This is a genomic window from Pseudomonas paraversuta, assembly GCF_904067025.1.
GTDB classification, from domain to species: domain Bacteria; phylum Pseudomonadota; class Gammaproteobacteria; order Pseudomonadales; family Pseudomonadaceae; genus Aquipseudomonas; species Aquipseudomonas paraversuta.
The window spans coordinates 3,853,074-3,877,263 of the sequence record NZ_CAJFDA010000001.1; the positions used below are offsets into that span (position 1 = coordinate 3,853,074).

A 24,190-nucleotide genomic window follows, 5' to 3' on the forward strand; every position below is an offset into this window, starting at 1 on the left:
TCATTTGGATTGCGCAATCAGATCCAGCACCGCTTTGGCGGCCTGATTGGAAGCGTCAAGACGCAATGTACGGTGTATCTCGTCAAAGCCCCGGGTCTGCTCTTCGCCACCGTCCAGCAAGGGCAGCAGGGTTTGCGCCAATGCTTGCGGGGTAGCCGCATCCTGCAACAGTTCAGGCACCAACATCCGTTGAGCCAGCAGGTTGGGCAATGACACGTAGGGGCTTTTGACCAGACGCTTGAGAATCCAGTAGGTCAGACCTGCAAGACGATAAGCCACCACCATCGGGCGCTTGTACAGCAGCGCTTCCAGGGTGGCCGTACCGGATGCAATCAATACCGCATCACAAGCCGCCAGGGCCAGATGCGAGCGGCCGTCGAGCAAGGTCAGGGGCAGATCACGCCCGACCAGCAACTGTTCAATTTGCGCCCGGCGCGCCGCATTGGCGCAAGGCAGGACAAACCGCACATCAGGTCGTGCTTCACGAATTTTTTGCGCAGCATCCAGAAACAGCCCGCCCAGCTTACCCACTTCGCCACCGCGACTGCCCGGCATCAAAGCGACCAGCGGCCCCTCAGGCAACCCCAGCTCGGCACGCGCACCGGCTTTGTCGGCCTCAAGCGGGATGGTGTCTGCCAGAGAGTGTCCGACGAAACGCACAGGTACACCGTGCTCTTCATAGAACCTGGCTTCAAACGGCAGCAAGGTCAGCATCAAATCGCAGCCTTCGCGGATTTTCAGCACTCGCTTCTGACGCCACGCCCACACGGAAGGGCTGACGTAGTGCACGGTTTTGATCCCGGCACGACGTAACTGGAGTTCGATATTGAGCGTGAAGTCAGGCGCATCGATGCCGATAAAGACATCGGGCCTTTCTGCGATCAGGGTCTGGACCAGAAGCTTGCGGCGCTTGAGCAATTCGCGCAAACGACCCAGCACCTCAACCAGCCCCATGACCGACAGACGCTCCATCGGGAAGTAAGAGGTCATGCCCTCAGCTTCCATCAATGGGCCGCCGACGCCGATAAATTCGACATCAGGATGCTGTGCCTTGAGTGCCCGCATCAGCCCCGAGCCCAAAATGTCGCCCGAAGCCTCCCCTGCCACCAGCGCGATACGCAATCTAGCCATGACTAGCGCGTAATGCCGCGGGTGGAGGATTGAATCGACTCAACAAACATTGCAACTTCAGGGAATTGCGCAGCAGGCTCAGCCAGTTCGGCCAGCGCCTGATCAACGGTCAGGCCCTGGCGGTACACCACTTTATAGGCGCGGCGTAACGCGTGAATGGCGTCTTCACTGAAACCGCGACGGCGCATGCCTTCGAAGTTCATGCTGCGCGCTTGCGCAGGGCTGCCAAACACCGTCACAAATGCCGGTACGTCCTTGCCAATGGCGGTGCCCATGCCCGAGAAGCTGTGGGCGCCGATATGGCAGAACTGATGAACCAGAGTAAAACCGGACAGGATCGCCCAGTCACCCATGTGCACATGGCCCGCCAGGGCAGCGTTATTGACCAGAATGCAGTGATTGCCGATCACGCTGTCATGGCCGATGTGGGCATAAGCCATGACCAGATTGTGATCGCCCAGGGTTGTTTCGGCGCGATCCTGAATGGTACCGCGATGAATGGTGACCCCTTCACGAATGACGTTGTGGTCACCGATCACCAGGCGGGTTTCTTCGCCCTTGTACTTCAGATCAGGTGTGTCCTCGCCTACCGAAGAGAACTGGTAGATACGATTGTGCTTACCGATCCTGGTTGGGCCCTTGAGAATCACATGCGGCCCAATCACTGTCCCCTCGCCGATTTCCACACCTGCGCCGATGATCGACCATGGGCCGACCTCGACGTCGTCGGCCAATATGGCCGTCGGATCGATGATTGCGCGAGGGTCAATCAAACTCATAGTTTGCGTTCCGCACAGATAATTTCAGCCGAGCAAACCGGCTTTCCATCAACCGAAGCCTGGCACTCGAACTTCCAGATCTGACGCTTGCAGCTCAGAAATTTGGCTTCAAGAATCAGTTGATCACCCGGGGTGACCGGTTGACGGAAGCGCAGCTTGTCGGAGCCCACGAAATAGTAAAGCGTGCCGTCGGCAGGCTTGAGGTCGAGCATTTTGAAGCCAAGGATACCAGCTGCCTGAGCCATCGCTTCAATGATCAAAACGCCGGGCATGATTGGGTGCGCCGGAAAGTGACCGTTGAAAAAAGGTTCATTGATGCTGACATTCTTGTAGGCACGAATGCGCTTGTTCTCGATATCCAGATCCACTACGCGATCCACCAGCAGGAACGGGTAACGGTGGGGCAGATATTCGCGAATCTCGTTGATGTCCATCATTTCGTGGGGAAGCCTGTAATAAAGATTGGGCGCGCGCGACTAAGGCGCGCTCCTCTAGCAAATCAAGGAAGCAAACCAGTGGCTATGCACACTTGATATGGAAAATGTATTAGCCCTCTGAAGAAGCTTTACCGTCCGGGGTCACTTCCCCGACGTGCTTTTCCAGATGTTTAAGCCGTCTGGCGATATCGTCCAGCTGACGAATACGTGCCGCGCTCTTGCGCCATTCGGCCGCCGGCTGCATGGCGGTCCCTGAAGAATAGGCGCCTGGTTTGGTAATCGAGTGAGTCACCATCGTCATACCAGTCAAGAACACGTTGTCACAAATTTCAATGTGCCCCACCAAACCGACACCACCCGCCAACATGCAGTGCTTGCCGATTTTAGTGCTACCGGAAATGCCCACACAGGCAGCCATGGCCGTATGGTCACCGACCTGAACGTTATGGGCGATCTGGATCTGGTTATCCAGCTTGACGCCATTACCCAGCACCGTATCGGCCAAAGCACCGCGGTCGACGGCGGTGTTGACGCCAATTTCGACATCATCACCGATGGTTACCCCACCGATCTGCGCGATCTTTTGCCAGACACCCTTCTCGTTGGCGAAACCAAAACCCTCACCACCCAGCACAGCACCCGACTGAATCACCACGCGCTTGCCGATGCGTACGTCGTGATAAAGCGTTACCCGCGGGGCCAGCCAGCCGCCCTCGCCGATTTCACAACGGGCCCCGATAAAGCAGTGGGGACCGACCGTGACGCCGGCAGCGATTCGAGCACCACTTTCAATCACTGCAAAAGCACCAATGCTGGCCAGCGGATCAATCACCGCATCAACAGCAATGACTGCCGTCGGGTGAATGCCGGGCGCCGCCTTGGGCTTGGGATCGAACAAATGGGAAATTCGGGCATATGCCAGATAAGGATCAGGTACCAATAGCGCATCACCGACATAATCCTCGGCATCGTCCGGCTTGAGCAATACAGCTCCCGCGTGGCAGTCGACAAGGAATTTTCGGTACTGGGGATTGGCCAGAAAGCTCAACTGAGCTGGGCCAGCCTCTTGTAAAGTGGCTAGCCCAGTAATTTCTTTCTCCGCGCTGCCACGCAAGGTGGCACCGAGGAACTCGGCCAATTGGCCGAGTTTTATAGTCGCAGTCATAATTACTTCAGCTGATTCATGCGCTCGATAACCTGGCGAGTGATGTCGTACTGAGGTTTGACATCAATCACAGCACCACGCTCGAATACCAGGTCAAAGGCACCTTTCTTGATGACTTCTTCAACAGCGCTGTCCAGTTTTGGCTTGAGCTGTTTCAGCATTTCACGGTCAGCAACTGCTTTGGCTTCGTTCAGTTCCTTGGACTGGAACTGGAAATCGCGGGCCTTTTGCTTGAATTCAAGCTCCAGACGCTCACGCTCGCCCTGCTGCATTTTATCGCCGCCTTTTACCAGACGATCCTGAATACCCTTGGCGCTGCTTTCCAGGCTTTTGAGCTTGGTCAGTTGCGGGCCAAATTTCTTCTCGGCATCCACGGCATAACGCTTGGCAGCGTCAGATTCCAGCAATGCCATCTGATAGTTCAGTACGGCAATTTTCATATCAGCAAAGGCTGGGCCAGCGACCAGGACCGAAGCCAGGAGAACCAATTGAGTCAACTTGCGCACGATGCACTCCTAAAAAAACTGTTGTCTGTGTCTAAAGTCAGGCTTTTAGAAAGTCTGGCCGAGGGAGAACTGGAATACCTGGGTATCTGCGTCATCCGGTTTCTTGACCGGCATTGCCAAGCTGAAGCTTAGCGGGCCAAGTGCAGTCACCCAGGTCACGCCAACACCGACAGAGCTGGCCATGTTGCTAAAGCTGATGTCGCAATCCTTGGTATCGCCCTTGCAGTTGGTGTCGAACACGTTACCAACATCCCAGAACACAGAGGTCCGCAGGGAGCGCTGATCTTTGACGAACGGCATCGGGAACAGAACTTCCACACCGCCCTGGATCAGCACGTTACCACCAAATGGTAGCGGATCCTGATCAGGGTCAGCGATGGTGCCCGGGTTTTTACCCGAGCTAGGCGTGCTGCGAGGGCCCAGAGCGCTGTCCTTGAAACCACGTACCGAGTTGAAACCACCGGCGTAGTAGTTCTCGTAGAACGGCAGGCCTTCAGTCGAACCGTAACCGTCGCCATAGCCCAGCTCTGTGTGCAGACGCATGGTGTAGGTGTCGGTCAACGGCTGGAACAGCTGGGCACGGTAGTCCAGCTTGTAGAACTGCAGGTCGCTGCCAGGAATCGTGCTTTCAAGCACCAGGCTCTGCGAGCTGCCGCGTGTTGGCAGTACACCTTTGTTCAGGGTCGATTCAGACCAGCCGACCGATGCCTTGAAGTTGAGGTACTTGGTGCCTTCACGGTTTACGAAGTCGAAAATCTCGTCAACGGTGTACTGACCGGTACTGATTTCATCCTGCTGCACGGTCAGACCATAGGTCAGACGCGAGGTGTCGCTGATCGGGTAGCCCATGCTGACGCCTGCACCCAGGCTGTCAACGGAGTAGTTGGCAACGTCAACGTCCAGATCTTTGTAGTCAGTGGTGCGGTAGAACACGTTGTAGCCCAGGCTTACGCCATCTGCAGTCCAGTACGGATCAACGTAGCTGAAGTTGTAGCGGCTCTGGTATTCGCTGCGGGTCAGGCCAATGCTGACCTTGTTACCCGTACCCAGGAAGTTGTTCTGCGTGATCGAGCCACCCAGGATCAAACCGGCGCTCTGGGCAAAACCGACGCTGGCAGTGATCGAACCCGAAGCCTGCTCTTCTACGGCGTAGTTCACGTCAACCTGGTCGTCAGTGCCTGGCACAGCCGGAGTTTCAACGTTCACTTCCTTGAAGAAGCCCAGACGCTCAAGGCGAACCTTGGACTGGTCAATCAGGTAAGTCGAAGCCCAGCCACCTTCCATCTGGCGCATTTCGCGACGCAGAACCACGTCTTCAGACTTGGTGTTGCCGCGGTAGTTGATGCGGTTCACGTAAGCACGCTTGCCCGGATCAACCACAAAAGTGATGGCTACCGTGTGATCTTCAGGGTTTGGCTGAGGCACACCGTTCACGTTGGCGAAGGTGTAGCCCTCGTTACCCAGACGACGGGTAATCAGTTCGGAGGTAGTGGTCATCAGCTTGCGCGAGAACACCTGCCCTGGCTGAACCAGCAACAGCGATTTGATCTGATCTTCAGGAACCTTGAGGTCACCGCTCAGTTTCACTTCGCCGACATTGTATTTTTCGCCTTCATTCACGTTGACCGTGATGTAGACGTTCTTCTTGTCGGGGGTGATCGATACCTGGGTCGAAGCGATATCCATATTGATATAGCCGCGATCGAGGTAGTAAGAGCGCAGACGCTCAAGGTCACCCGACAGTTTTTCACGAGCATACTTGTCGTCATTCTTGAAGAACGACAGCCAGTTCGTGGTTTTCAGTTCGAAGAGGTCAACCAGATCTTCTTCAGGGAAGACGGTGTTGCCCACCACGTTGATGTGCTGGATAGCAGCAACCGTGCCTTCATTGATGTTGACCTTCAGGGCAACGCGGTTACGCGGCTCGGGCACCACTTCGGTGTCAACCGTGGCCGAGTAGCGGCCCTGGGCAACATACTGGCGTTGCAGCTCGTTGCGTACACCCTCAAGGGTTGCACGCTGGAAGATTTCACCTTCGGCCAGGCCCGACTGTTTGAGCCCTTTCATCAGGTCATCAGTGGAGATCGCCTTGTTACCGTCGATGGTGATGCTGGAGACGGATGGACGTTCGACAACCGTAATGACAAGCACATTGCCATCACGACCCAGTTGGATATCCTGAAAGAAACCGGTTTTGAACAACGCACGAGTGGATTCCACCAAACGGCGGTCATCCGCTACTTCACCCACGTTCAGAGGCAACGCACCAAACACGCTACCGGCGGAAACCCGCTGCAGCCCGTTGACACGAATATCAGAGATAGTGAAGGACTCGGCGTGAACTTCGGCGATCATCAGTACGGCGAGAACCGCAGTTAGCAGCAGACGTTTCATGAAGTCCTTTCTTATTCCAACTGGCAATAAACAAACTGCCGCAAAATGCGGCAGATTCGCAATTCAGCGAAGTGTTTACAGACGTCCCAGATCGTTGACCAGAGCAAGCAACATCACCCCGATCACCAAACTGATACCGATCTGCATCCCCCAACCCTGCACCCGATCCGACAAGGGACGACCACGCGCCCACTCGATCAGATAAAACAATAAATGCCCCCCATCCAGTACAGGGATGGGCAACAAATTCAGAACCCCAAGGCTAATACTCAGATAAGCCAGGAAACTCAGGAAATCCACGACGCCCGACTGGGCAGAAGCGCCCGCCACTTTAGCAATGGTTATCGGTCCACTCAAGTTTTTTACCGAGAGCTCACCGAACAACATTTTCTTCAGCGAATCGAGAGTCAATACGCTCATGGTCCACGTACGCTTTGCACCCTCCCCGATTGCGGCGAGCGGGCCGTAACTGACCTCACGAATCATTGCCGGTGGCCAATCGACACCTTTGGCCCCCGCCCCCAGATAGCCGGTTGCCGCCTTACCTTCGCCGCGAGCCGCAAGGGTAACAGGGACATCAAGCGCAACCCCGTCGCGCTCGACATGCAACACAACACGGGAGTCCGGCCGCACGCGAACCCAGTCAACCACCTGCTGCCAGTCGTTGATGGCCTGATCGTTGATGGCCAACAGCTTGTCACCGATTTCAAGTCCGGCAGCCTGTGCCGGGCCTTTCGGGTCAAGCTCTGCCAGCACTGCCGGCAACTCGGGGCGCCACGGGCGAATACCCAGCGACTTGATCGGATCCGGCTCGTCAGCAGACTTGAGCCAGTCATGCAGGATCAACTGATGCGAAGTCTCGACATCCGAGCCCGGCCCGCGCACTGCGATCTGGATAGAACCGCTTTCGCCCAGACGGCGGACCAGTTGCAGGTTTACGTTCGACCAGCCAACGGTCGGCTCGCCGTCGATGGCAACGATTTCCTGGCCGGCCACAAGGCCGGCCTGAGCTGCCAGGCTGGCGCTTTCTACGGCACCGATTACAGGCCGCACCTGCTGGCTGCCCATCATTGCCAGCACCCAGAAAAACACCATCGCCAACAAGAAGTTGGCGATCGGCCCGGCGGCGACAATGGCTATGCGCTGACCAACGGTCTTGCGATTGAAGGACTGATCCAGCTGATCGGCGGGAACCTCGCCTTCGCGCTCGTCGAGCATTTTCACGTAGCCACCCAACGGGATGGCTGCAATGACAAACTCGGTACCCTTGCGGTCATGCCAGCGCAGCAAAGGCGTACCGAAACCCACGGAGAAACGTAGAACCTTGACGCCGCAACGGCGCGCCACCCAAAAGTGACCGAATTCATGAAAAGTGACCAGCACACCCAATGCCACCAGGGTGCCAACAATCATATATAGCGCACTCATCTACTTTCTCCGCGATCCTGTCCGGTTCCGGCAAGCACCACTTATCAGCCGTTACGACTCAACCACTGTTCAGCCCGCATTCGCGCCTTGGTATCGGCGGCGAAGACCGCCTCTAACTCGTCTACTGCAACCACAGGCTCACTGTTCAAAACGTCTTCGATGATACGGGCAATTTGCGGGTAACGGATTCGGCCATCAAGAAAGGCCGCAACCGCTACTTCGTTCGCCGCATTCAGCATCGCCGGCGCACTGTTGCCCGCCATGGCCGCTTCACGGGCCAGGCGCAAGCAGGGAAAGCGCTGCTCATCCGGGCGCTGGAAATCAAGACGCGCAACTGCAAACAGATCCAGCGGCGCGACCCCCGAATCAATGCGCTCAGGCCATGCCAGGGCATTGGTAATCGGAGTGCGCATATCCGGATTACCCAGCTGGGCAAGCACCGAACCGTCCACATAATCGACCAGCGAATGAATCACGCTTTGCGGATGGATGACCACCTCGACCTGGTCCGGTCTGGCGTCAAACAGCCAGCAAGCCTCGATCAATTCCAGGCCCTTGTTCATCATGCTGGCAGAGTCTACGGAAATCTTGCGCCCCATCGACCAGTTGGGATGGGCACAGGCCTGATCCGGCGTAACGTGCTCAAGCTCCGCCAGGGGGGTCTGGCGAAAAGGTCCGCCAGACGCCGTCAACAGAATCCGGCGAACGCCAACATTAGTCAGGCCTCGGGCGAAATCCTGCGGCAGGCACTGGAAAATGGCGTTGTGCTCACTATCAATGGGCAACAGCACCGAACCACTGCGGCGAACAGCCTGCATAAACAGGTCGCCGGTCATCACCAGCGCTTCTTTATTCGCCAACAGGATTTTTTTGCCTGCATTGACCGCTGCCAGTGTCGGACGCAAGCCCGCAGCACCAACAATCGCCGCCATGACCGAATCAACCTCGGGCGCCGAAGCAATCTGGCACAGGCCTTCCTCACCCACCAGGACCTCGACACCGAGCCCTGCCGAGCGCAGGCCGGCCAGCAACTGGCTGGCCGCACGATCATCCGGCACGACCACAACCTTTGGCTTGTGGGTAATGCACAACGCCAGCAGCTCGGCGAGACGGCTGTAACCGCTCAAACCGAACACCTGATAGCGATCAGGGTGACGGGCAACAACATCCAGGGTGCTCAGGCCAATCGAACCCGTAGCCCCCAGAACAGTAATCTGTTGTGGACGGCTCATGACGCCGCCATCCACAGCAATACAGCAAATACCGGGATCGCCGCAGTCAAACTGTCGATGCGGTCCAGAACACCACCATGGCCAGGCAGCAGGTTACTGCTGTCCTTGATCCCGGACTGGCGTTTGAACATGCTTTCGGTGAGGTCACCCACCACCGAAATCAATACGATCACGCCAGCACCGACCAGTGCGGCAAACATCTCGGAGGCGCTCCAGCCACGCACCACACCGACCGCAGCGGTGATCAGCAAGCTCAGCAACAAGCCGCCAAATACACCCTCCCAGCTTTTGCCCGGACTGACTTTCGGTGCGAGCTTGCGCTTGCCGAATTTACGCCCCGAGAAATAGGCGCCGATATCGGCACCCCACACCAGAACCATCACTGCCATGATCAACCAGTTACCCAGCGCCATCGCCTTGATCAGCACCAGACCCTGCCAGGCCGGCAACAGAATCAGCAGGCCGATGACCAGCTTGGTCGCAGTCGTTGACCAGTGCACCGCTGATTGCGGAAAGGTCAGCACCAGGTAAGTTGCCACTGCCCACCACAGAACCGCAGCACCCAGCACCCATGGCGCCAGATCAGGGAATATGTGCAGGCCAAACAGCAGCAAGGCTACAACCGCAGCAAAGGCAACGCGGGCCGACTGAGCTTCAAAGCCCGCCAGGCGTGCCCATTCCCAGGCCCCCAGGGTCACGACCAGGCCAATAAACAGCGCAAAGCCGGCCCCCTCAAGCAGGAAAAAACCGCACAGGGCAATTGGCAGCAAGATAAGAGCAGTAATGATTCGTTGTTTAAGCATTAAACCCGGGCTCCAGCCTCAACCTGCTCGCTCGTTTTACCGAAGCGGCGCTGGCGAGAAGCGAAATCAGCCAATGCATGACGCATGGCTTCGTGTTTGAAGTCCGGCCAGAACAGGTCGGAGAAGTACAACTCGGAATAGGCCAGCTGCCACAGCAGAAAATTGCTGATGCGATGCTCGCCACCGGTGCGAATGCACAGATCAGGCAAAGGCAGATCACCCGTTACCAGACAGGCTTGCAACACGTCAGGGGTGATGTCTTCAGGCTGCAAATGCCCTGCCTGCACCTGACGCGCCAACTGCTGAGCGGCCTGGGCGATGTCCCACTGACCGCCGTAGTTAGCGGCGATCTGCAGCACAAAGCGCTCAGAACCCGCAGTCATTGCTTCCGCTTCACGCATCGCCATTTGCAAATCGGGATGAAAGCGTGAGCGGTCGCCAATGATCCGCAGACTGATGTTGTTTTCATTGAGGCGCTTGGCCTCACGACGCAGTGCCCGGAAGAACAAGTCCATCAAGGCACTGACTTCTGCTGCCGGGCGCTGCCAGTTTTCACTGGAGAACGCGAACAGCGTCAGTACCTCGACCTTGGCCTGGGCACACACTTCAATCACTGCGCGAACCGCATCCACTCCCGCTTTATGCCCGGCAACACCCGGCATAAAGCGTTTTTTCGCCCAGCGATTATTACCGTCCATAATGATGGCGACGTGTCGCGGCACCGATGACGGCTCAGCCTGCTTGGTCATTTCCATAAAACGCCCAGACCCTTATACGGCCATCAGGTCAGCTTCTTTCTGCTTGGTGGCAGTTTCGATATCAGCTACAGCCTTGTCGGTCAGCTTCTGAATATCATCAGCAGCACGACGCTCTTCGTCTTCGCTGATTTCTTTTTCCTTGACCAGATCTTTCAACTGGCTCAGCGCATCGCGACGAATATTACGCACAGCAATGCGGGCATCTTCAGCTGCGTCACGGGCCTGCTTGGCGAACACCTTGCGGGTTTCTTCAGTCAGGGCAGGCATGGAGATCAGCAGCAATTCGCCCAGGTTGGTCGGATTGAGGTTCAGACCGGCGCTCTGGATTGCCTTGTCTACCGCACCGAGCATATTGCGCTCGAACGCTACGACTTGCAGGGTACGGGAGTCTTTGACAGTGATGTTGGCCACTTGGCTGATCGGAGTATCCGAGCCGTAGTAAGGCACCATCACGCTACCCAGAATGCTCGGGTGAGCCTTGCCGGTACGGATCTGGCCAAATGCATGGGACAGAGATTCCAGCGATTTCTGCATGCGCGTTTGAGCGTCTTTTTTGATTTCGTTGATCATTGTTGACCTTCCTCGATCAGAGTGCCTTCAGCGCCGCCATGGACAATATTAAGCAGGGCGCCGGGCTTGTTCATGTTAAATACACGCAATGGCATTTTATGGTCGCGGCACAAGCAGATAGCCGTCAGGTCCATTACGCCCAGCTTGCGATCCAGTACTTCATCGTAAGTCAGATGATCGAACTTCTCGGCATGCGGGTCTTTGAATGGATCTGCGGTGTACACGCCGTCGACCTTGGTTGCCTTGAGCACCACATCAGCGTCAATTTCAATGGCACGCAAACAGGCAGCCGAATCCGTCGTGAAGAATGGATTGCCGGTACCTGCAGCAAAAATCACCACATCCTTGGCGTTCAGGTGACGCATGGCCTTGCGACGATCGTAATGATCAGTCACGCCCACCATGGAAATGGCCGACATTACGATGGCGGAGATATTCGCACGTTCCAGCGCGTCGCGCATGGCCAGGGCGTTCATCACGGTTGCCAGCATGCCCATATGGTCGCCTGTAACGCGATCCATACCTGCAGCACTCAGCGCAGCCCCACGGAACAGGTTGCCACCACCAATCACCAACCCTACCTGAACACCGATACCAACCAGCTGGCCGACTTCCAGCGCCATGCGGTCGAGAACTTTGGGATCGATCCCGAACTCTTCAGAGCCCATCAGGGCTTCGCCGCTTAGCTTGAGTAGAATGCGTTTATAGCGAGCTTGATAACCACTGCCCTGCTGAGCCATTGCGAATCTCTCCTGCCGCGTTTTATAAAAAATCTGTGCGAGGCTGTTTACAGCCCGCGCTTACTCTAGCTGGCACTGCACAGCAGCACCATCGGAACACTATTTTGTAAACCGGTTCCGCCGGGAAGGGAAAATCCCCACCCATTTGAAAAGAGGCTGCGCGCGTGAGCGGGCAGCCTCTTCGGGTCGACAGTTTAGAACCGTCTTATTGCTTGCTTGCAGCCACTTGTGCAGCAACTTCAGCAGCGAAGTCATCAACTGGCTTCTCGATACCGTCGCCTACTTTGAAGTAGGTGAAGGAAACGATTTCAGCGCCGGCTTTCTTGGCCAGTTCGCCGACCTTGATTTCCGGGTTCTTAACGAAAGCTTGTTCAACCAGGCTGGCTTCAGCCAGGAACTTGCTGATACGACCGGCAACCATTTTTTCAACGATTTCTGCTGGCTTGCCTTTGATCTTGTCTTCGTTGAGGCTCATGAACACGGTTTTTTCGCGTTCGATAGCGTCAGCGGAAACTTGCGATGGCAGCAGGAACTCAGGGTTGCTTGCAGCTACGTGCATGGCGATGTCACGTGCCAGCTCGGCGTTGCCGCCTTTCAGAGCTACTACAACACCGATCTTGTTGCCGTGCAGGTAAGCATCAACAACGTCGCCTTCGATGCGGGCCAGGCGACGGATGTTTACGTTCTCGCCTACTTTACCAACCAGAACCAGACGATCAGCTTCTTGCGAAGCGATCAGCGGAGCTGCGTCGGTCAGCTTCTCAGCGAAAGCTTTTTCTACGCTGTCAGCAACGAATTTTTTGAAGTCGTCTTGCAGAGCCAGGAAGTCGGTTTGCGAGTTAACTTCAAGAATAACGGCAGATTTGCCATCTTCAGCAACTTTAACTGCGATAGCGCCTTCAGCAGCAACGTTGCCTGCTTTTTTGGCAGCCTTGATGGCGCCCGAAGCACGCATGTCATCAATGGCTTTTTCGATGTCGCCGCCAGCCTTGGTCAAGGCTTTCTTGCAATCCATCATGCCTTCGCCGGTACGCTCACGCAGTTCTTTAACCAACGCTGCAGTAATCTCTGCCATTTCAAAATTCCTCTTGGATAGGTTTTCAACCATTCCACCCGACCGAACGGGCGTTCAATTCGTGTGAAGCATGCCTCGATACAACCCTGCCAGCCGTAATCTGATACAGCAACGCCAGGGCAACTTCCAACAAATGGATTTCGAGGTGGCAAAAAGGGGGCCAAGCCCCCTTTTTGCGTACTGAGTAAACGCTAGGCGTTAATTACTCAGCCTTCAACTACCGCTGCAGCCGGAGCTTCTTCGACGAAAACGTCGGTGCCGCCAGCAACGTGGTTACGGCCTTTGATCACAGCATCAGCCATCGCACCCATGTACAGCTGGATAGCGCGGATTGCGTCATCGTTACCCGGGATGATGTAGTCAACACCTTCTGGGCTGCTGTTGGTATCGACAACGCCGATAACCGGGATACCCAACTTGTTAGCTTCGGTGATCGCGATACGCTCGTGATCAACGTCGATAACGAACAGTGCGTCTGGCAGACCGCCCATGTCCTTGATACCACCCAGGCTACGATCCAGCTTTTCCAGATCGCGAGTGCGCATCAGCGCCTCTTTCTTGGTCAGCTTGGCGAAAGTACCGTCTTCGGCCTGGATTTCAAGGTCACGCAGACGCTTGATGGAAGCACGGATGGTTTTGAAGTTGGTGAGCATGCCGCCCAACCAGCGGTGATCAACGTACGGCGAACCGCAACGGGTTGCTTCTTCAGCAACGATCTTGCCAGCGGAACGCTTGGTGCCGACGAACAGAATCTTGTTTTTGCCCTGGGCCAGACGCTCTACGAAAGTCAAAGCTTCGTTGAACATTGGCAGGGTTTTTTCAAGGTTGATGATGTGGATCTTGTTACGCGCGCCAAAGATGTATTTACCCATCTTCGGGTTCCAGTAACGGGTTTGGTGACCGAAGTGCACACCGGCCTTCAGCATATCGCGCATGTTGACTTGGGACATGGTAGTTCCTTAGTAAGTCGGGTTAGGCCTCCACGTATCCCAACGACCAACCAGCAGCTTCGAGCTGAAGGCACCCAGGTCATCGTGTCGATACGTGTGTGGGTTTGTGCTTAGCGGGCTATACCCGGAAAGCGGCGCATTTTATACCACAAGATGCGCAAAAAACGAAACACGGAATCAGACTTTCTTCCTCGCCCTTTTGCGCAGGGTCTGGAATAGAGCCAGAATGCCCCATTCTATTAAGAGAAGCGATGGCGAGAGGCCCATGATTATCGCCGACCGTCTGTTAGAATCGCATTTTTATGGCGGTGTGCAGCAGCAAAGCACCCCCGCAATCCTGATGATGAGCGCCAACGCGCGAAGAGAGCCCGAATGACCGTCACCCTCAAAACCCCCGAGGACATCGCAAAAATGCGTATCGCCGGCAAACTGGCCGCCGAAGTCCTGGAAATGATTGCCGAGCACGTCAAGCCCGGCGTTACCACCGAAGAGCTGGACCGCATCTGCCATGACTATATTGTCAACGTGCAGCAGGCCATCCCCGCTCCGCTCAACTACAAAGGCTTTCCGAAGTCCATCTGCACCTCGATCAACCATGTGGTGTGCCACGGCATCCCGGGCGACAAGGTGCTGAAAGACGGTGACACCCTGAATATCGACGTTACCGTCATCAAGGACGGTTACCACGGCGATACCAGCCGCATGTTCCACGTCGGCAAGGTACCGGTCTGGGCCGAGCGCCTGTCGCAAGTGACCCAGGAATGCATGTACAAGGCCATCGAAATCGTCAAACCGGGCTGCCGCCTGGGCGACATCGGCGAAGTGATCCAGAAGCACGCTGAAAAGAACGGCTTCTCGGTAGTTCGCGAGTTCTGCGGCCACGGCATCGGCAAGGTCTTCCACGAAGAGCCGCAAATCCTGCACTACGGTCGCGCCGGCACCGGCATGGAACTCAAAGCAGGCATGACCTTCACCATCGAGCCGATGATCAACCAGGGCAAAGCCGATACCAAGGTTCTGGGTGATGGCTGGACCGCAATCACCAAGGACCGCAAGCTGTCAGCGCAGTGGGAACACACCCTGCTGGTGACCGAGACGGGCTACGAGATCTTCACCCTGCGCAGCGATGACACCATCCCTCGCGTTTCGGCCTGATACCTCAAGCAGTCTCTATATAGATTCTCCCTATATAAAAGCTTTACAGCGATAGGAAAGCCAATCGATGCCGCAGGTGGATCCCGAACTTTTTGACCGCGGCCAGTTCCAGGCCGAACTGGCGTTGAAGGCAAGCCCCATTGCCGCTTTCAAAAAGGCCATCCGCCAGGCGCGAGAGGCTCTGGACGAACGCTTTCGCAGTGGCCGCGATATTCGACGCCTGATCGAAGATCGCGCCTGGTTCGTCGACAATATCCTGCAACAGGCGTGGGATCAGTTCAGCTGGAGCAACCAGGCCGATATCGCCCTGGTTGCCGTCGGCGGCTACGGCCGTGGCGAACTGCACCCCTACTCCGACATCGATTTGCTGATCCTGCTGGACAACGCCGATCACGAAATTTTCCGCGACTCCATCGAACGCTTTCTGACCCTGCTCTGGGACATCGGTCTCGAAGTTGGCCAGAGCGTGCGCTCGGTGGACGAATGCGCCGAGCAGGCCCGTGCCGACCTGACCATCATCACCAACCTGATGGAAAGCCGTACCGTGGCCGGCCCTGAGCGCCTGCGCCAGCGCATGCTGGACGTCACCAGTACCGCCCACATGTGGCCCAGCAAGGATTTCTTTCTGGCCAAGCGTGCCGAGCAGAAAGCTCGTCACCACAAATACAACGACACGGAATACAACCTGGAGCCCAACGTCAAAGGCTCACCGGGCGGCCTGCGCGATATCCAGACCATTTTGTGGGTGGCCCGACGTCAGTACGGCACCCTCAATCTGCGCGCCCTGGCGGGTGAAGGTTTCCTGGTCGAGAGCGAGCACGCCCTGCTGGCATCCTCGCAAGAGTTCCTGTGGAAAGTCCGCTACGCCCTGCACATGCTCGCCGGCCGCGCTGAAGACCGCCTGCTGTTTGATCATCAACGCAGCATCGCCGAGTTGCTCGGCTTTACCGGCGAAGATACCAAACAGACCATCGAAAACTTCATGCAGCAGTACTACCGGGTGGTCATGAGCATCGCCCAGCTCAGCGACCTGATCATCCAGCACTTCGAAGAAGTGATTCTGGCACCCGACGACGCCGCGCCGCCTGCCCCGCTGAACTCGCGCTTCCAGCTGCACGATGGCTACATCGAGGCCACCAGCGACCATGTGTTCAAACGCACGCCGTTTGCCATGCTCGAAATTTTCCTGCTGATGGCCCAGCACCCCGAGATCAAGGGCGTGCGGGCCGATACCATTCGTCTGTTGCGCGAACACCGCTACCTGATCGACGACGACTTCCGTAAAGACATCCGCAACACCAGCCTGTTTATCGAGCTGTTCAAGTGCAAGATCGGCATCCATCGCAACCTGCGCCGGATGAACCGCTACGGCATTCTCGGACGCTACCTGCCCGAATTCGGCTTTATCGTCGGGCAAATGCAGCACGACCTGTTCCACATCTATACCGTCGATGCCCACACCCTGAACCTGATCAAGCATCTGCGTAAATTGCAGTACACCCAGGTGTCAGAGAAATTCCCGCTGGCCAGCAAGCTGATGGCCAAGCTGCCCAAGCCTGAACTGATTTACCTGGCCGGGCTGTATCACGATATCGGCAAAGGCCGGCATGGCGACCACTCCGAGATTGGCGCGGTAGATGCCGAGGCGTTCTGCATCCGCCACCAGTTGCCGCAGTGGGATACACGCCTGATCGTGTGGCTGGTGCAAAATCACCTGGTGATGTCGACCACCGCCCAGCGCAAGGATCTGTCCGACCCCCAGGTCATCCATGACTTCGCCCAGATCGTGGGCGACGAAACCCGTCTCGACTACCTGTACGTCCTGACCGTGGCCGATATCAATGCCACCAACCCGACCCTGTGGAACTCGTGGCGCGCCAGCCTGTTGCGCCAGCTTTACACCGAAACCAAGCGCGCACTGCGTCGCGGCCTGGAAAACCCGGTTGATCGCGAAGAGCAGATCCGCCAGACCCAGAGTGCCGCGCTGGACATATTGGTGCGCAACGGCAACGACCAGGACGATGTGGAACAACTCTGGTCCCAGCTTGGCGACGACTACTTCCTGCGCCATACCTCGGCCGATGTGGCCCTGCACACCGAGGCCATCCTGCAACAACCGGCCGATGGCGGCCCGCTGGTACTGATCAAGGAAACCACCCAGCGCGAGTTCGAAGGCGGCACCCAGATTTTCATCTACGCGCCCGACCAGCATGACTTCTTTGCCGTAACCGTGGCCGCGATGGATCAGCTCAACCTGAACATTCATGACGCGCGAATCATCACCTCCAGCAGCAAGTTCACCCTCGATACCTACATCGTGCTCGACAACGACGGCGAAACGATCGGCAATAACCCGGCCCGCGTCGAGAGAATCCGCAAGGGCCTGACTGAAGCGCTGCGCAACCCCGATGACTACCCCAACATCATCCAGCGCCGGGTTCCCCGCCAGCTCAAGCATTTTGCTTTCCCGCCCCAGGTGACGATTCACAATGACGCGCAGCGCCCGGTGACCGTACTGGAACTCAGCGCACCCGACCGGCCCGGCCTGCTGGCCCGTATCGGGATGATTTTTCTGGAGTTCGACCTGTCGTTGCAGAACGCCAAAATTGCCACCCTGGGCGAGCGCGTCGAAGACGTGTTTTTCGTTACTGACGAAAACAATCAGCCGCTGTCCGATCCGCAGCTGTGCATGCGTTTGCAGGAAGCCATCGTTGAACAGCTGACCGTCGACAAAGACTCAACCCCTGAACCGTGGCGCCTGAGCATTTAAGCGCCGCCGAGCGAGACCCGCATCCAATGAACAACGCTCTAAACCAGCTTCAGCCTTATCCGTTCGAAAAACTGCGCGCCCTGCTTGGCAGCGTGCAGCCCAACACCGACAAACGCCCGATTGCGTTGTCCATTGGCGAACCCAAACACCGCTCGCCGGATTTCGTGGCCAAGGCCCTGGCCGACAACCTGGACCAGATGGCGGTCTACCCGACCACCCTCGGCATCCCGGCCCTGCGCGAAGCCATTGGCGGCTGGGCCGAGCGACGTTTCCAGGTGCCAAAAGGCTGGCTCGACCCGGCGCGCAACATCCTGCCGGTCAACGGTACCCGTGAAGCGCTGTTTGCCTTCACCCAGACCGTGGTCAACCGTGGCGACGACGCGCTGGTGATCAGCCCGAACCCGTTCTACCAGATCTACGAAGGCGCAGCGTTCCTCGCCGGCGCCAAACCGCACTACCTGCCGTGCCTGGCAGAACATGGCTTCAACCCGGACTTCGACGCCGTAGCGGCCGAGACCTGGGACAACTGCCAGATCCTGTTCCTGTGCTCACCGGGCAACCCGACGGGCGCGCTGATCCCCCTCGACACCCTGAAAAAACTGATCGCCCTGGCTGACAAACATGACTTCGTGATTGCCGCCGACGAGTGCTACAGCGAACTGTACTTCGACGAGCAGACACCGCCCGTCGGCCTGCTGAGCGCCTGCGTAGACCTGGGTCGTGAAGATTTCAAACGCTGCGTGGTATTCCACAGCCTGTCCAAGCGCTCCAACCTGCCAGGCCTGCGCTCGGGTTTCGTGGCCGGTGACGCCGAGATCCTCAAGGCGTTTTTGCTGTATCGCACCTACCACGGCTGCGCCATGCCGGTTCAAACCCAGCTGGCCAGCATTGCGGCCTGGAACGACGAAGCCCACGTGCGCACCAACCGCGACCTGTATCGCGAGAAGTTCGATGCGGTGCTGGAAATCCTGGGCCCGGTCCTCGACGTACAGCGCCCGGACGGCGGCTTTTACCTGTGGCCCAAAGTTGAAGGGGATGACGCAGACTTTTGCCGCGACCTGTTCGCCGAAGAACAGGTGACTGTGGTCCCGGGCTCGTACCTGTCCCGCGAAGTCGACGGCTTCAACCCCGGCGCCGGCCGCGTGCGCATGGCACTGGTAGCGCCGCTGGCAGAATGCGTAGAAGCCGCAGAACGGATTCGCGAGTTCATTCTGCGCCGCAAATAACCTCCAGACCTGCAGCAGCGAGCTTGCCCCGCGATCTTTAAAGATCATGAGGCGAGCTCGCTGCTGCAGATGTCGGGCTACTTCACGGTTCCCAGGTTGGCCTCGCTCAAGTCCAGATCCCGCAGGACTTCACTGAGTACGTCATCACCGATTTCATGGTGGCGACGCAAGCTGTACAGCTCCAGCCGCTGCGCCCTGAGCGCCTTGAGCCGCAAACGGCTTTCCAGATGGTCCATCTGCGACGCCAGCGCCTGAGCTTCCGCCGAGTCATTGAACACCTCAAGCTGATGCCGGTACTCGGACATGATCCGCGCCTTCAATTCAGCCGCCAATGCCGCCAGCGCAGCATCCTGCTTCTCGGGCTCGACCACCTCTTCAGCCTCCAGCGCATGAATCGCCGCTTCCGCCGTGCGCCGCCACGCTTCGCGCACTTCAGCCCGCATGGCATCGTCCTGACTCTTGGGGATACCGCGCAACAACAGGGGCAAGGCAATGCAGGCCACGATCAACGACAGCAAAATCACCCCGGCGGCAATGAAGATCAACAGTTCGCGCTCCGGAAAATCCAGGCCTTCGCTGATCAACAGCGGCACCGACATCACGCCCGCCAGCGTCACGGCCCCACGCACCCCGCCCACCGTCAGCAACCAGCAGGAACGTGCAGTCGGCACCATGGTCAACTCGCCCTTGCCGCGCCAGCGGCGCAACAGGCCGGACAAGCGCCAGATGCTCTGCACCCAGATAAAACGCAACGCCAACAGCACCAGAAAGATCACCACTACATCCAGGCAGCGATACATCAGGGTCGGCCACAGTGTGGGCTCCAGTCTGACGACGGCTTTGATGATATCCGGCAACTGCAGGCCCAACAGCAAGAAAATCAGGCCATTGAAGGCAAATTCCAGCAGCGACCACACGCTGCGGTTCAGTAACCGGGTACTGGTTTGCCGCGGCAACAAATCCAGCCAGCTCTGCATCATCCCCGCCGCTACCGCCGACAAAATACCCGAAGCCCCCAGACGCTCGGCCAGTACATAAGCGGCAAACGGCAGCAGAAGCATGAACACCACATGCGTGGCCGGATCATCCCAGCCCCGCGTGATCATCCACGAGCGCATGCGCCCTACAACCCAGCTCAATGCCACACCTATCGCCAGGCCGCCACAAGCCACCAGCAAAAAAGTCACGCTGGCATTGGCCAGGGAAAAAACCCCGGTGATGGCTGCCGCCAGGGCGAACTTGAAGGTCACCAGGCCGGTCGCGTCATTCATCAACGCCTCGCCCTGCAACATATGCATCAGGGGTGCCGGCAGCCGGTTTTGGGCAATGGCCGATACCGCCACCGCATCCGTCGGCGACAGTACGGCGGCCAGGGCAAACGCAACGGGTAGAGGAATGCTCGGTAATAGCCAATGAATGAAGTAGCCGGCCCCCACGACAGTGAACAGCACCAAGCCGACGGCCAGCGTCAGAATGGGCCCCCGCAGGCGCCAGAATTCGCGCTTTGGCATGCGCCAACCGTCCGAGAACAACAACGGCGGCAAAAACAAAAAGAGAAATAACTCGGGGTTCAGCGCCACGTGCAAGCCCAGGGTTGGCCACGCCAGCACTGCACCGGCAGCAATCTGCACCAGGGGCAGAGGCAGCGGAATCACGCGCCCCAATAAACGCGAGACGCCCACCAGCATCAGCAAGATGAGGACGGTATAGGCAGTTTGCATATCAACAGGATTCCCGAACAATAAGCCTTAAAACATATGAGGCAACAATTTCCCCATTGCGTACCATAGTAGCCTTTAAGCCCGGGCTCTGACCGCTGAACAAAAGTCGCAATGCGACGACCTGTCACACGTACATGCCAAGCTTGCACCCGGCCGAGCCCAAGGCCGCTGCTCATGGCATAATCCGCCACCGATCATTTCCCGGCGTATTCAAAGGAGGGGCAATCCAGTGACCGATTCGAACAAGACGTTGCACCTTTTCGGCATCAAGGCCTGCGACACCATGAAGAAGGCTCGCACCTGGCTGGATGAGCATGCCGTGCGCTACGACTTCCACGATTACAAAGCCAGCGGTATTGACCGCGAGCACCTGACCCAATGGTGCAACGAGCACGGCTGGCAAGTGGTACTCAATCGCGCCGGTACAACCTTTCGCAAACTCGACGACGAACGCAAAGCCGATCTCGACCAGGCGAAAGCCATTGAACTGATGCTTGCCCAACCCTCGATGATCAAGCGCCCGGTGCTCGATCTCGGAGACAAAACCCTGATTGGCTTCAAGCCAGATCTTTATGCGGCGGCCCTTCTTTAAAGCCCGCCCATTTATTTATGTTCAAGAGGTAATTGCATGTCTACTACCCTATTCAGCGCGGCCTTTGGTGTTGGTACCCAGAATCGTCAAGGCGCATGGCTGGAAGTGTTTTACGCCCAACCGTTGCTTAACCCGTCGGCCGAGCTGATCGCAGCCATCGCCCCGATCCTGGGCTACACCGGCGGCAACCAGGCAATCACCTTCAGCACCGCGCAAGCTGCACAAATGGCTGAAATCGCCAAACCGATCGACACCGCCCAGGCCGCCCTGCTGACCCGTCTGGCTGAAAGCCACAAGCCGCTGGTCGCCACCCTGCTGGCCGAAGATGCAGCCCTGACCTCCACCCCCGAGGCCTACCTCAAGCTGCACCTGCTGTCCCATCGCCTGGTCAAGCCCCACGGCCTGAGCCTGGCTGGCGTGTTCCCGCTGCTGCCGAACGTGGCATGGACCAGCCAGGGTGCCATCGACCTGGGCGAACTGGCCGAGCGTCAGCTCGAAGCCCGCCTGCGTGGCGAGTTGCTGGAAGTGTTCTCGGTCGACAAGTTCCCGAAAATGACCGACTACGTGGTTCCGGCCGGCGTGCGTATCGCTGACAGCGCGCGGATCCGTCTGGGCGCCTACATCGGCGAAGGCACCACCGTGATGCACGAAGGTTTCGTCAACTTCAACGCAGGCACCGAAGGCCCGGGCATGATCGAAGGCCGCGTCTCGGCGGGCGTATTCGTCGGCAAGGGCTCGGACCTGGGCGGCGGCTGCTCCACCATGGGCACCCTGTCGGGCGGCGGCAACATCGTGATCAAGGTTGGCGAAGGCTGCCTGATCGGCGCCAACGCCGGTATCGGTATCCCGCTGGGCGACCGCAACACCGTTGAGTCCGGCCTTTATGTAACCGCCGGCACCAAGGTCGCGCTGCTGGACGAGAACAACCAGCTGGTCAAAGTGGTCAAGGCCCGTGACCTGGCCGGTCAGCCAGACCTGTTGTTCCGCCGCAACTCGGAAACCGGCGCTGTGGAATGCAAAACCCACAAGTCGGCCATCGAGCTGAACGAAGCACTGCACGCTCACAACTAAGCGTCTGTCTGCCACTGACGGGGCCAGCCTCTGGTCCCGTCAACAGAGCCCTGAACACCATGCTTTTGCCTTCCCCCTGGCGCGCTGACTTCCCTGCCATCGCCGCCATGCAACGTCAGGACCAGACCTATCTGGACAACGCTGCAACTACACAAAAACCCCAGGCCCTGCTCGACGCACTGCAGCATTACTACGCCAATGGCGCAGCCAATGTGCACCGCGCCCAGCATCTGCCGGGGGCCCATGCGACCCAGGCGTTTGAAAACACCCGTAAGAAAGTGACGCAATGGCTCAACGCCAGCGACTGCGGGCAAATTGTTTTCACCCACGGCGCCACCTCGGCGCTGAACCTTCTGGCCTATGGGCTGGAACACCAATTTACCCAGGGCGACGAGATCGTTATCAGCGCCCTGGAACACCATGCCAACCTGCTGCCGTGGCAACAGCTTGCCAAGCGTAAAAAACTGACTCTGGTGGTACTGCCGCTGGATGCCGACGGCGTGATCGACCTCGATGCCGCCGCCCGCCTGATCACCCCCCGCACCCGCCTGCTGGCCGTCAGCCAGTTATCCAATGTGCTCGGTGTATGGCAGCCGTTACCTGAGCTGCTGGCTCTGGCTAAGGCGCAAAATGCGCTGACCGTGGTTGATGGCGCCCAGGGCATCGTCCATGGCCGGCATGACGTGAACGCGCTGGGCTGCGACTTTTACGTTTTCTCCAGCCACAAACTGTACGGCCCGGACGGGCTGGGCGTGCTGTTTGGCCGCCACGCCGCGCTGGCCCGCCTGCAGCACTGGCAGTTCGGTGGCGAGATGGTGCAAGACGCTGACTACCAGAGCGCAACCTTTCGCCCGGCACCGCTGGGCTTTGAAGCCGGTACTCCGCCGATTGCCAGCGTGATCGGTCTGGGCGCAACCCTCAGCTATCTGTCCACTCTGGATCAAGCAGCCGTCGAAGCCCACGAAGCCGCATTGCACAGCCTGCTGATCGACGGCTTGACGCAACGCCAGGGGGTTCGCCTGCTGGGTTCGCCACAGCTGGCGCTGGTGAGCTTTGTGGTTGACGGCGTGCACAATGCCGACCTGGCACATCTGCTGACTGAGCAAGGCATCGCTGTGCGGGCCGGTCATCACTGTGCCATGCCGCTGCTCAAAAGCTTCGGTCTGGCCGGAGCTATCCGCGTGTCGCTGGCGCTGTACAACGACTCCGACGATCTACAGCGTTTTTTCGAGGCGCTGGACCAGGCGCTGGAGTTGCTGCAATGACCCTGCCCGCCGATGCACAGGCCGCCCTCGACAGTTTTGAACACTGCACAGGCTGGGAACAACGCGCGCGCTTGCTGATGCAATGGGGGCAACGCCTGCCCGAGCTTGACCTGGCAGACAAAAACGAAGCCAACCGCGTGCATGGCTGCGAAAGTCAGGTGTGGTTGCTGGGTGAGCTGCGCGACGGTCACTGGCAGTTTGCAGCCAGTAGCGATGCACGATTTATCCGCGGGCTGGTCGCCCTATTGCTGGCACGGGTCAATGGCTTGTCCGGCGAACAGCTGCAACAGGTGGATTTGCCCGAGTGGTTCAACCAGCTGGGCTTGAGCCGGCAGCTGTCACCGTCGCGCAGTAATGGGCTGAATGCCGTATTGCAGCGGATGCGCGAGCTGGCAGGCTAAACCCCATCGCTGGCAAGCCAG

Annotated in this window: 22 protein-coding genes; 7 read left to right on the forward strand and 15 right to left on the reverse strand. The window is 57.9% G+C overall.

What is annotated here, in order from left to right; translation table 11 throughout:
• The 14 genes from lpxB to rpsB all read right to left on the reverse strand — a co-directional run bounded on the left by lpxB (position 1) and on the right by rpsB (position 13,968).
• Entirely contained in the window at positions 1–1,131 is a 1,131-nt protein-coding gene (gene lpxB, locus JQ848_RS17505; RefSeq protein WP_202210982.1) for a lipid-A-disaccharide synthase, read from the reverse strand.
• A 2-nt stretch (positions 1,132–1,133) separates the two neighbouring features.
• Entirely contained in the window at positions 1,134–1,910 is a 777-nt protein-coding gene (lpxA, locus tag JQ848_RS17510) for an acyl-ACP--UDP-N-acetylglucosamine O-acyltransferase (protein WP_003440454.1), read from the reverse strand.
• The gene (fabZ, locus tag JQ848_RS17515) at positions 1,907–2,347 is read right to left on the reverse strand and encodes a 3-hydroxyacyl-ACP dehydratase FabZ (RefSeq protein WP_003440450.1); all 441 of its coding nucleotides are present in this window, start codon (positions 2,345–2,347) and stop codon (positions 1,907–1,909) included. The genes lpxA and fabZ overlap by 4 nt, the downstream gene beginning before the upstream one ends.
• A gap of 109 nt (positions 2,348–2,456) precedes the next feature.
• Positions 2,457–3,512 (reverse strand): UDP-3-O-(3-hydroxymyristoyl)glucosamine N-acyltransferase, encoded by a 1,056-nt coding sequence (lpxD, locus tag JQ848_RS17520; RefSeq protein ID WP_003440447.1) that lies wholly within the window; start codon positions 3,510–3,512, stop codon positions 2,457–2,459.
• Positions 3,513–3,514: 2 nt separating this feature from the next.
• A complete protein-coding gene (locus JQ848_RS17525; protein ID WP_003440444.1) occupies positions 3,515–4,018 on the reverse strand; it encodes an OmpH/Skp family outer membrane protein in 504 nt (167 codons plus the stop codon).
• Positions 4,019–4,063: 45 nt separating this feature from the next.
• Positions 4,064–6,412, reverse strand: a complete 2,349-nt coding sequence (bamA, locus tag JQ848_RS17530) for an outer membrane protein assembly factor BamA (protein WP_003440442.1) — start codon at positions 6,410–6,412, stop codon at positions 4,064–4,066.
• Between the two features lie 75 nt (positions 6,413–6,487).
• Complete coding sequence (rseP, locus tag JQ848_RS17535) at positions 6,488–7,840, reverse strand: sigma E protease regulator RseP (RefSeq protein WP_202210983.1); 1,353 nt, start codon at positions 7,838–7,840, stop codon at positions 6,488–6,490.
• Between the two features lie 44 nt (positions 7,841–7,884).
• Entirely contained in the window at positions 7,885–9,072 is a 1,188-nt protein-coding gene (ispC, locus tag JQ848_RS17540; protein ID WP_003440436.1) for a 1-deoxy-D-xylulose-5-phosphate reductoisomerase, read from the reverse strand.
• Positions 9,069–9,875 (reverse strand): phosphatidate cytidylyltransferase, encoded by an 807-nt coding sequence (locus tag JQ848_RS17545; RefSeq protein ID WP_202210984.1) that lies wholly within the window; start codon positions 9,873–9,875, stop codon positions 9,069–9,071. Before JQ848_RS17545 ends, ispC begins: the two co-directional genes overlap by 4 nt.
• Complete coding sequence (gene uppS / locus JQ848_RS17550; protein ID WP_003440430.1) at positions 9,875–10,630, reverse strand: polyprenyl diphosphate synthase; 756 nt, start codon at positions 10,628–10,630, stop codon at positions 9,875–9,877. Before uppS ends, JQ848_RS17545 begins: the two co-directional genes overlap by 1 nt.
• Positions 10,631–10,645: 15 nt before the next feature.
• Positions 10,646–11,203: a ribosome recycling factor gene (gene frr, locus JQ848_RS17555; RefSeq protein WP_003440428.1), complete on the reverse strand. Its 558-nt coding sequence runs from the start codon at positions 11,201–11,203 to the stop codon at positions 10,646–10,648.
• Positions 11,200–11,943 carry a UMP kinase gene (gene pyrH, locus JQ848_RS17560; protein WP_003440426.1) on the reverse strand — a complete coding sequence of 248 codons (744 nt, stop codon included), beginning with the start codon at positions 11,941–11,943 and terminating at the stop codon, positions 11,200–11,202. The genes frr and pyrH overlap by 4 nt, the downstream gene beginning before the upstream one ends.
• Before the next feature lie 205 nt (positions 11,944–12,148).
• Positions 12,149–13,018 carry a translation elongation factor Ts gene (gene tsf / locus JQ848_RS17565; RefSeq protein WP_003440424.1) on the reverse strand — a complete coding sequence of 290 codons (870 nt, stop codon included), beginning with the start codon at positions 13,016–13,018 and terminating at the stop codon, positions 12,149–12,151.
• A 206-nt stretch (positions 13,019–13,224) separates the two neighbouring features.
• Positions 13,225–13,968 (reverse strand): 30S ribosomal protein S2, encoded by a 744-nt coding sequence (gene rpsB / locus JQ848_RS17570; RefSeq protein WP_003440422.1) that lies wholly within the window; start codon positions 13,966–13,968, stop codon positions 13,225–13,227.
• 291 nt (positions 13,969–14,259) lie between these two features.
• Here rpsB and map point away from each other — a divergent pair, with 291 nt between their 5' ends.
• From map to dapC, 3 genes are all read left to right on the forward strand, one after another.
• Positions 14,260–15,123, forward strand: a complete 864-nt coding sequence (gene map / locus JQ848_RS17575; RefSeq protein WP_083912784.1) for a type I methionyl aminopeptidase — start codon at positions 14,260–14,262, stop codon at positions 15,121–15,123.
• A 67-nt stretch (positions 15,124–15,190) separates the two neighbouring features.
• Positions 15,191–17,893 carry a [protein-PII] uridylyltransferase gene (locus tag JQ848_RS17580; protein WP_010655964.1) on the forward strand — a complete coding sequence of 901 codons (2,703 nt, stop codon included), beginning with the start codon at positions 15,191–15,193 and terminating at the stop codon, positions 17,891–17,893.
• A 26-nt stretch (positions 17,894–17,919) separates the two neighbouring features.
• The gene (gene dapC, locus JQ848_RS17585; RefSeq protein ID WP_003440410.1) at positions 17,920–19,119 is read left to right on the forward strand and encodes a succinyldiaminopimelate transaminase; all 1,200 of its coding nucleotides are present in this window, start codon (positions 17,920–17,922) and stop codon (positions 19,117–19,119) included.
• Between the two features lie 77 nt (positions 19,120–19,196).
• Here the strand turns inward: dapC and JQ848_RS17590 are convergent, their stop codons facing one another.
• The gene (locus tag JQ848_RS17590; RefSeq protein WP_003440407.1) at positions 19,197–20,840 is read right to left on the reverse strand and encodes a Na+/H+ antiporter; all 1,644 of its coding nucleotides are present in this window, start codon (positions 20,838–20,840) and stop codon (positions 19,197–19,199) included.
• A 229-nt stretch (positions 20,841–21,069) separates the two neighbouring features.
• Between JQ848_RS17590 and JQ848_RS17595 the strand changes: the two genes are divergently transcribed.
• Genes JQ848_RS17595 through JQ848_RS17610 form a run of 4 tightly spaced genes read left to right on the forward strand, consistent with a single transcriptional unit; the run spans position 21,070 to position 24,169 of the window.
• Positions 21,070–21,432, forward strand: a complete 363-nt coding sequence (locus tag JQ848_RS17595) for an ArsC family reductase (RefSeq protein ID WP_127196014.1) — start codon at positions 21,070–21,072, stop codon at positions 21,430–21,432.
• Positions 21,433–21,468: 36 nt separating this feature from the next.
• Positions 21,469–22,503 carry a 2,3,4,5-tetrahydropyridine-2,6-dicarboxylate N-succinyltransferase gene (gene dapD, locus JQ848_RS17600; protein ID WP_003440400.1) on the forward strand — a complete coding sequence of 345 codons (1,035 nt, stop codon included), beginning with the start codon at positions 21,469–21,471 and terminating at the stop codon, positions 22,501–22,503.
• A 59-nt stretch (positions 22,504–22,562) separates the two neighbouring features.
• On the forward strand, positions 22,563–23,768 hold the full coding sequence (locus JQ848_RS17605) for a cysteine desulfurase (protein ID WP_127196015.1): 1,206 nt from the start codon (positions 22,563–22,565) through the stop codon (positions 23,766–23,768).
• Complete coding sequence (locus JQ848_RS17610; RefSeq protein WP_202210985.1) at positions 23,765–24,169, forward strand: SufE family protein; 405 nt, start codon at positions 23,765–23,767, stop codon at positions 24,167–24,169. The genes JQ848_RS17605 and JQ848_RS17610 overlap by 4 nt, the downstream gene beginning before the upstream one ends.
• The last annotated feature ends 21 nt before the right edge of the window (positions 24,170–24,190 follow it).

What these genes read in the sequence shown, in the direction of transcription:
- lpxB (WP_202210982.1), bottom strand. Translation starts at nt 1,131, where the DNA reads ATGGCTAGATTGCGTATCGCGCTGGTGGCAGGGGAGGCTTCGGGCGAC.
- lpxA (WP_003440454.1), bottom strand. Translation starts at nt 1,910, where the DNA reads ATGAGTTTGATTGACCCTCGCGCAATCATCGATCCGACGGCCATATTG.
- fabZ (WP_003440450.1), bottom strand. Translation starts at nt 2,347, where the DNA reads ATGATGGACATCAACGAGATTCGCGAATATCTGCCCCACCGTTACCCG.
- lpxD (WP_003440447.1), bottom strand. Translation starts at nt 3,512, where the DNA reads ATGACTGCGACTATAAAACTCGGCCAATTGGCCGAGTTCCTCGGTGCC.
- bamA (WP_003440442.1), bottom strand. Translation starts at nt 6,412, where the DNA reads ATGAAACGTCTGCTGCTAACTGCGGTTCTCGCCGTACTGATGATCGCC.
- rseP (WP_202210983.1), bottom strand. Translation starts at nt 7,840, where the DNA reads ATGAGTGCGCTATATATGATTGTTGGCACCCTGGTGGCATTGGGTGTG.
- ispC (WP_003440436.1), bottom strand. Translation starts at nt 9,072, where the DNA reads ATGAGCCGTCCACAACAGATTACTGTTCTGGGGGCTACGGGTTCGATT.
- JQ848_RS17545 (WP_202210984.1), bottom strand. Translation starts at nt 9,875, where the DNA reads ATGCTTAAACAACGAATCATTACTGCTCTTATCTTGCTGCCAATTGCC.
- uppS (WP_003440430.1), bottom strand. Translation starts at nt 10,630, where the DNA reads ATGGAAATGACCAAGCAGGCTGAGCCGTCATCGGTGCCGCGACACGTC.
- frr (WP_003440428.1), bottom strand. Translation starts at nt 11,203, where the DNA reads ATGATCAACGAAATCAAAAAAGACGCTCAAACGCGCATGCAGAAATCG.
- pyrH (WP_003440426.1), bottom strand. Translation starts at nt 11,943, where the DNA reads ATGGCTCAGCAGGGCAGTGGTTATCAAGCTCGCTATAAACGCATTCTA.
- tsf (WP_003440424.1), bottom strand. Translation starts at nt 13,018, where the DNA reads ATGGCAGAGATTACTGCAGCGTTGGTTAAAGAACTGCGTGAGCGTACC.
- rpsB (WP_003440422.1), bottom strand. Translation starts at nt 13,968, where the DNA reads ATGTCCCAAGTCAACATGCGCGATATGCTGAAGGCCGGTGTGCACTTC.
- JQ848_RS17580 (WP_010655964.1), top strand. Translation starts at nt 15,191, where the DNA reads ATGCCGCAGGTGGATCCCGAACTTTTTGACCGCGGCCAGTTCCAGGCC.
- dapC (WP_003440410.1), top strand. Translation starts at nt 17,920, where the DNA reads ATGAACAACGCTCTAAACCAGCTTCAGCCTTATCCGTTCGAAAAACTG.
- JQ848_RS17590 (WP_003440407.1), bottom strand. Translation starts at nt 20,840, where the DNA reads ATGCAAACTGCCTATACCGTCCTCATCTTGCTGATGCTGGTGGGCGTC.
- dapD (WP_003440400.1), top strand. Translation starts at nt 21,469, where the DNA reads ATGTCTACTACCCTATTCAGCGCGGCCTTTGGTGTTGGTACCCAGAAT.
- JQ848_RS17605 (WP_127196015.1), top strand. Translation starts at nt 22,563, where the DNA reads ATGCTTTTGCCTTCCCCCTGGCGCGCTGACTTCCCTGCCATCGCCGCC.
- JQ848_RS17610 (WP_202210985.1), top strand. Translation starts at nt 23,765, where the DNA reads ATGACCCTGCCCGCCGATGCACAGGCCGCCCTCGACAGTTTTGAACAC.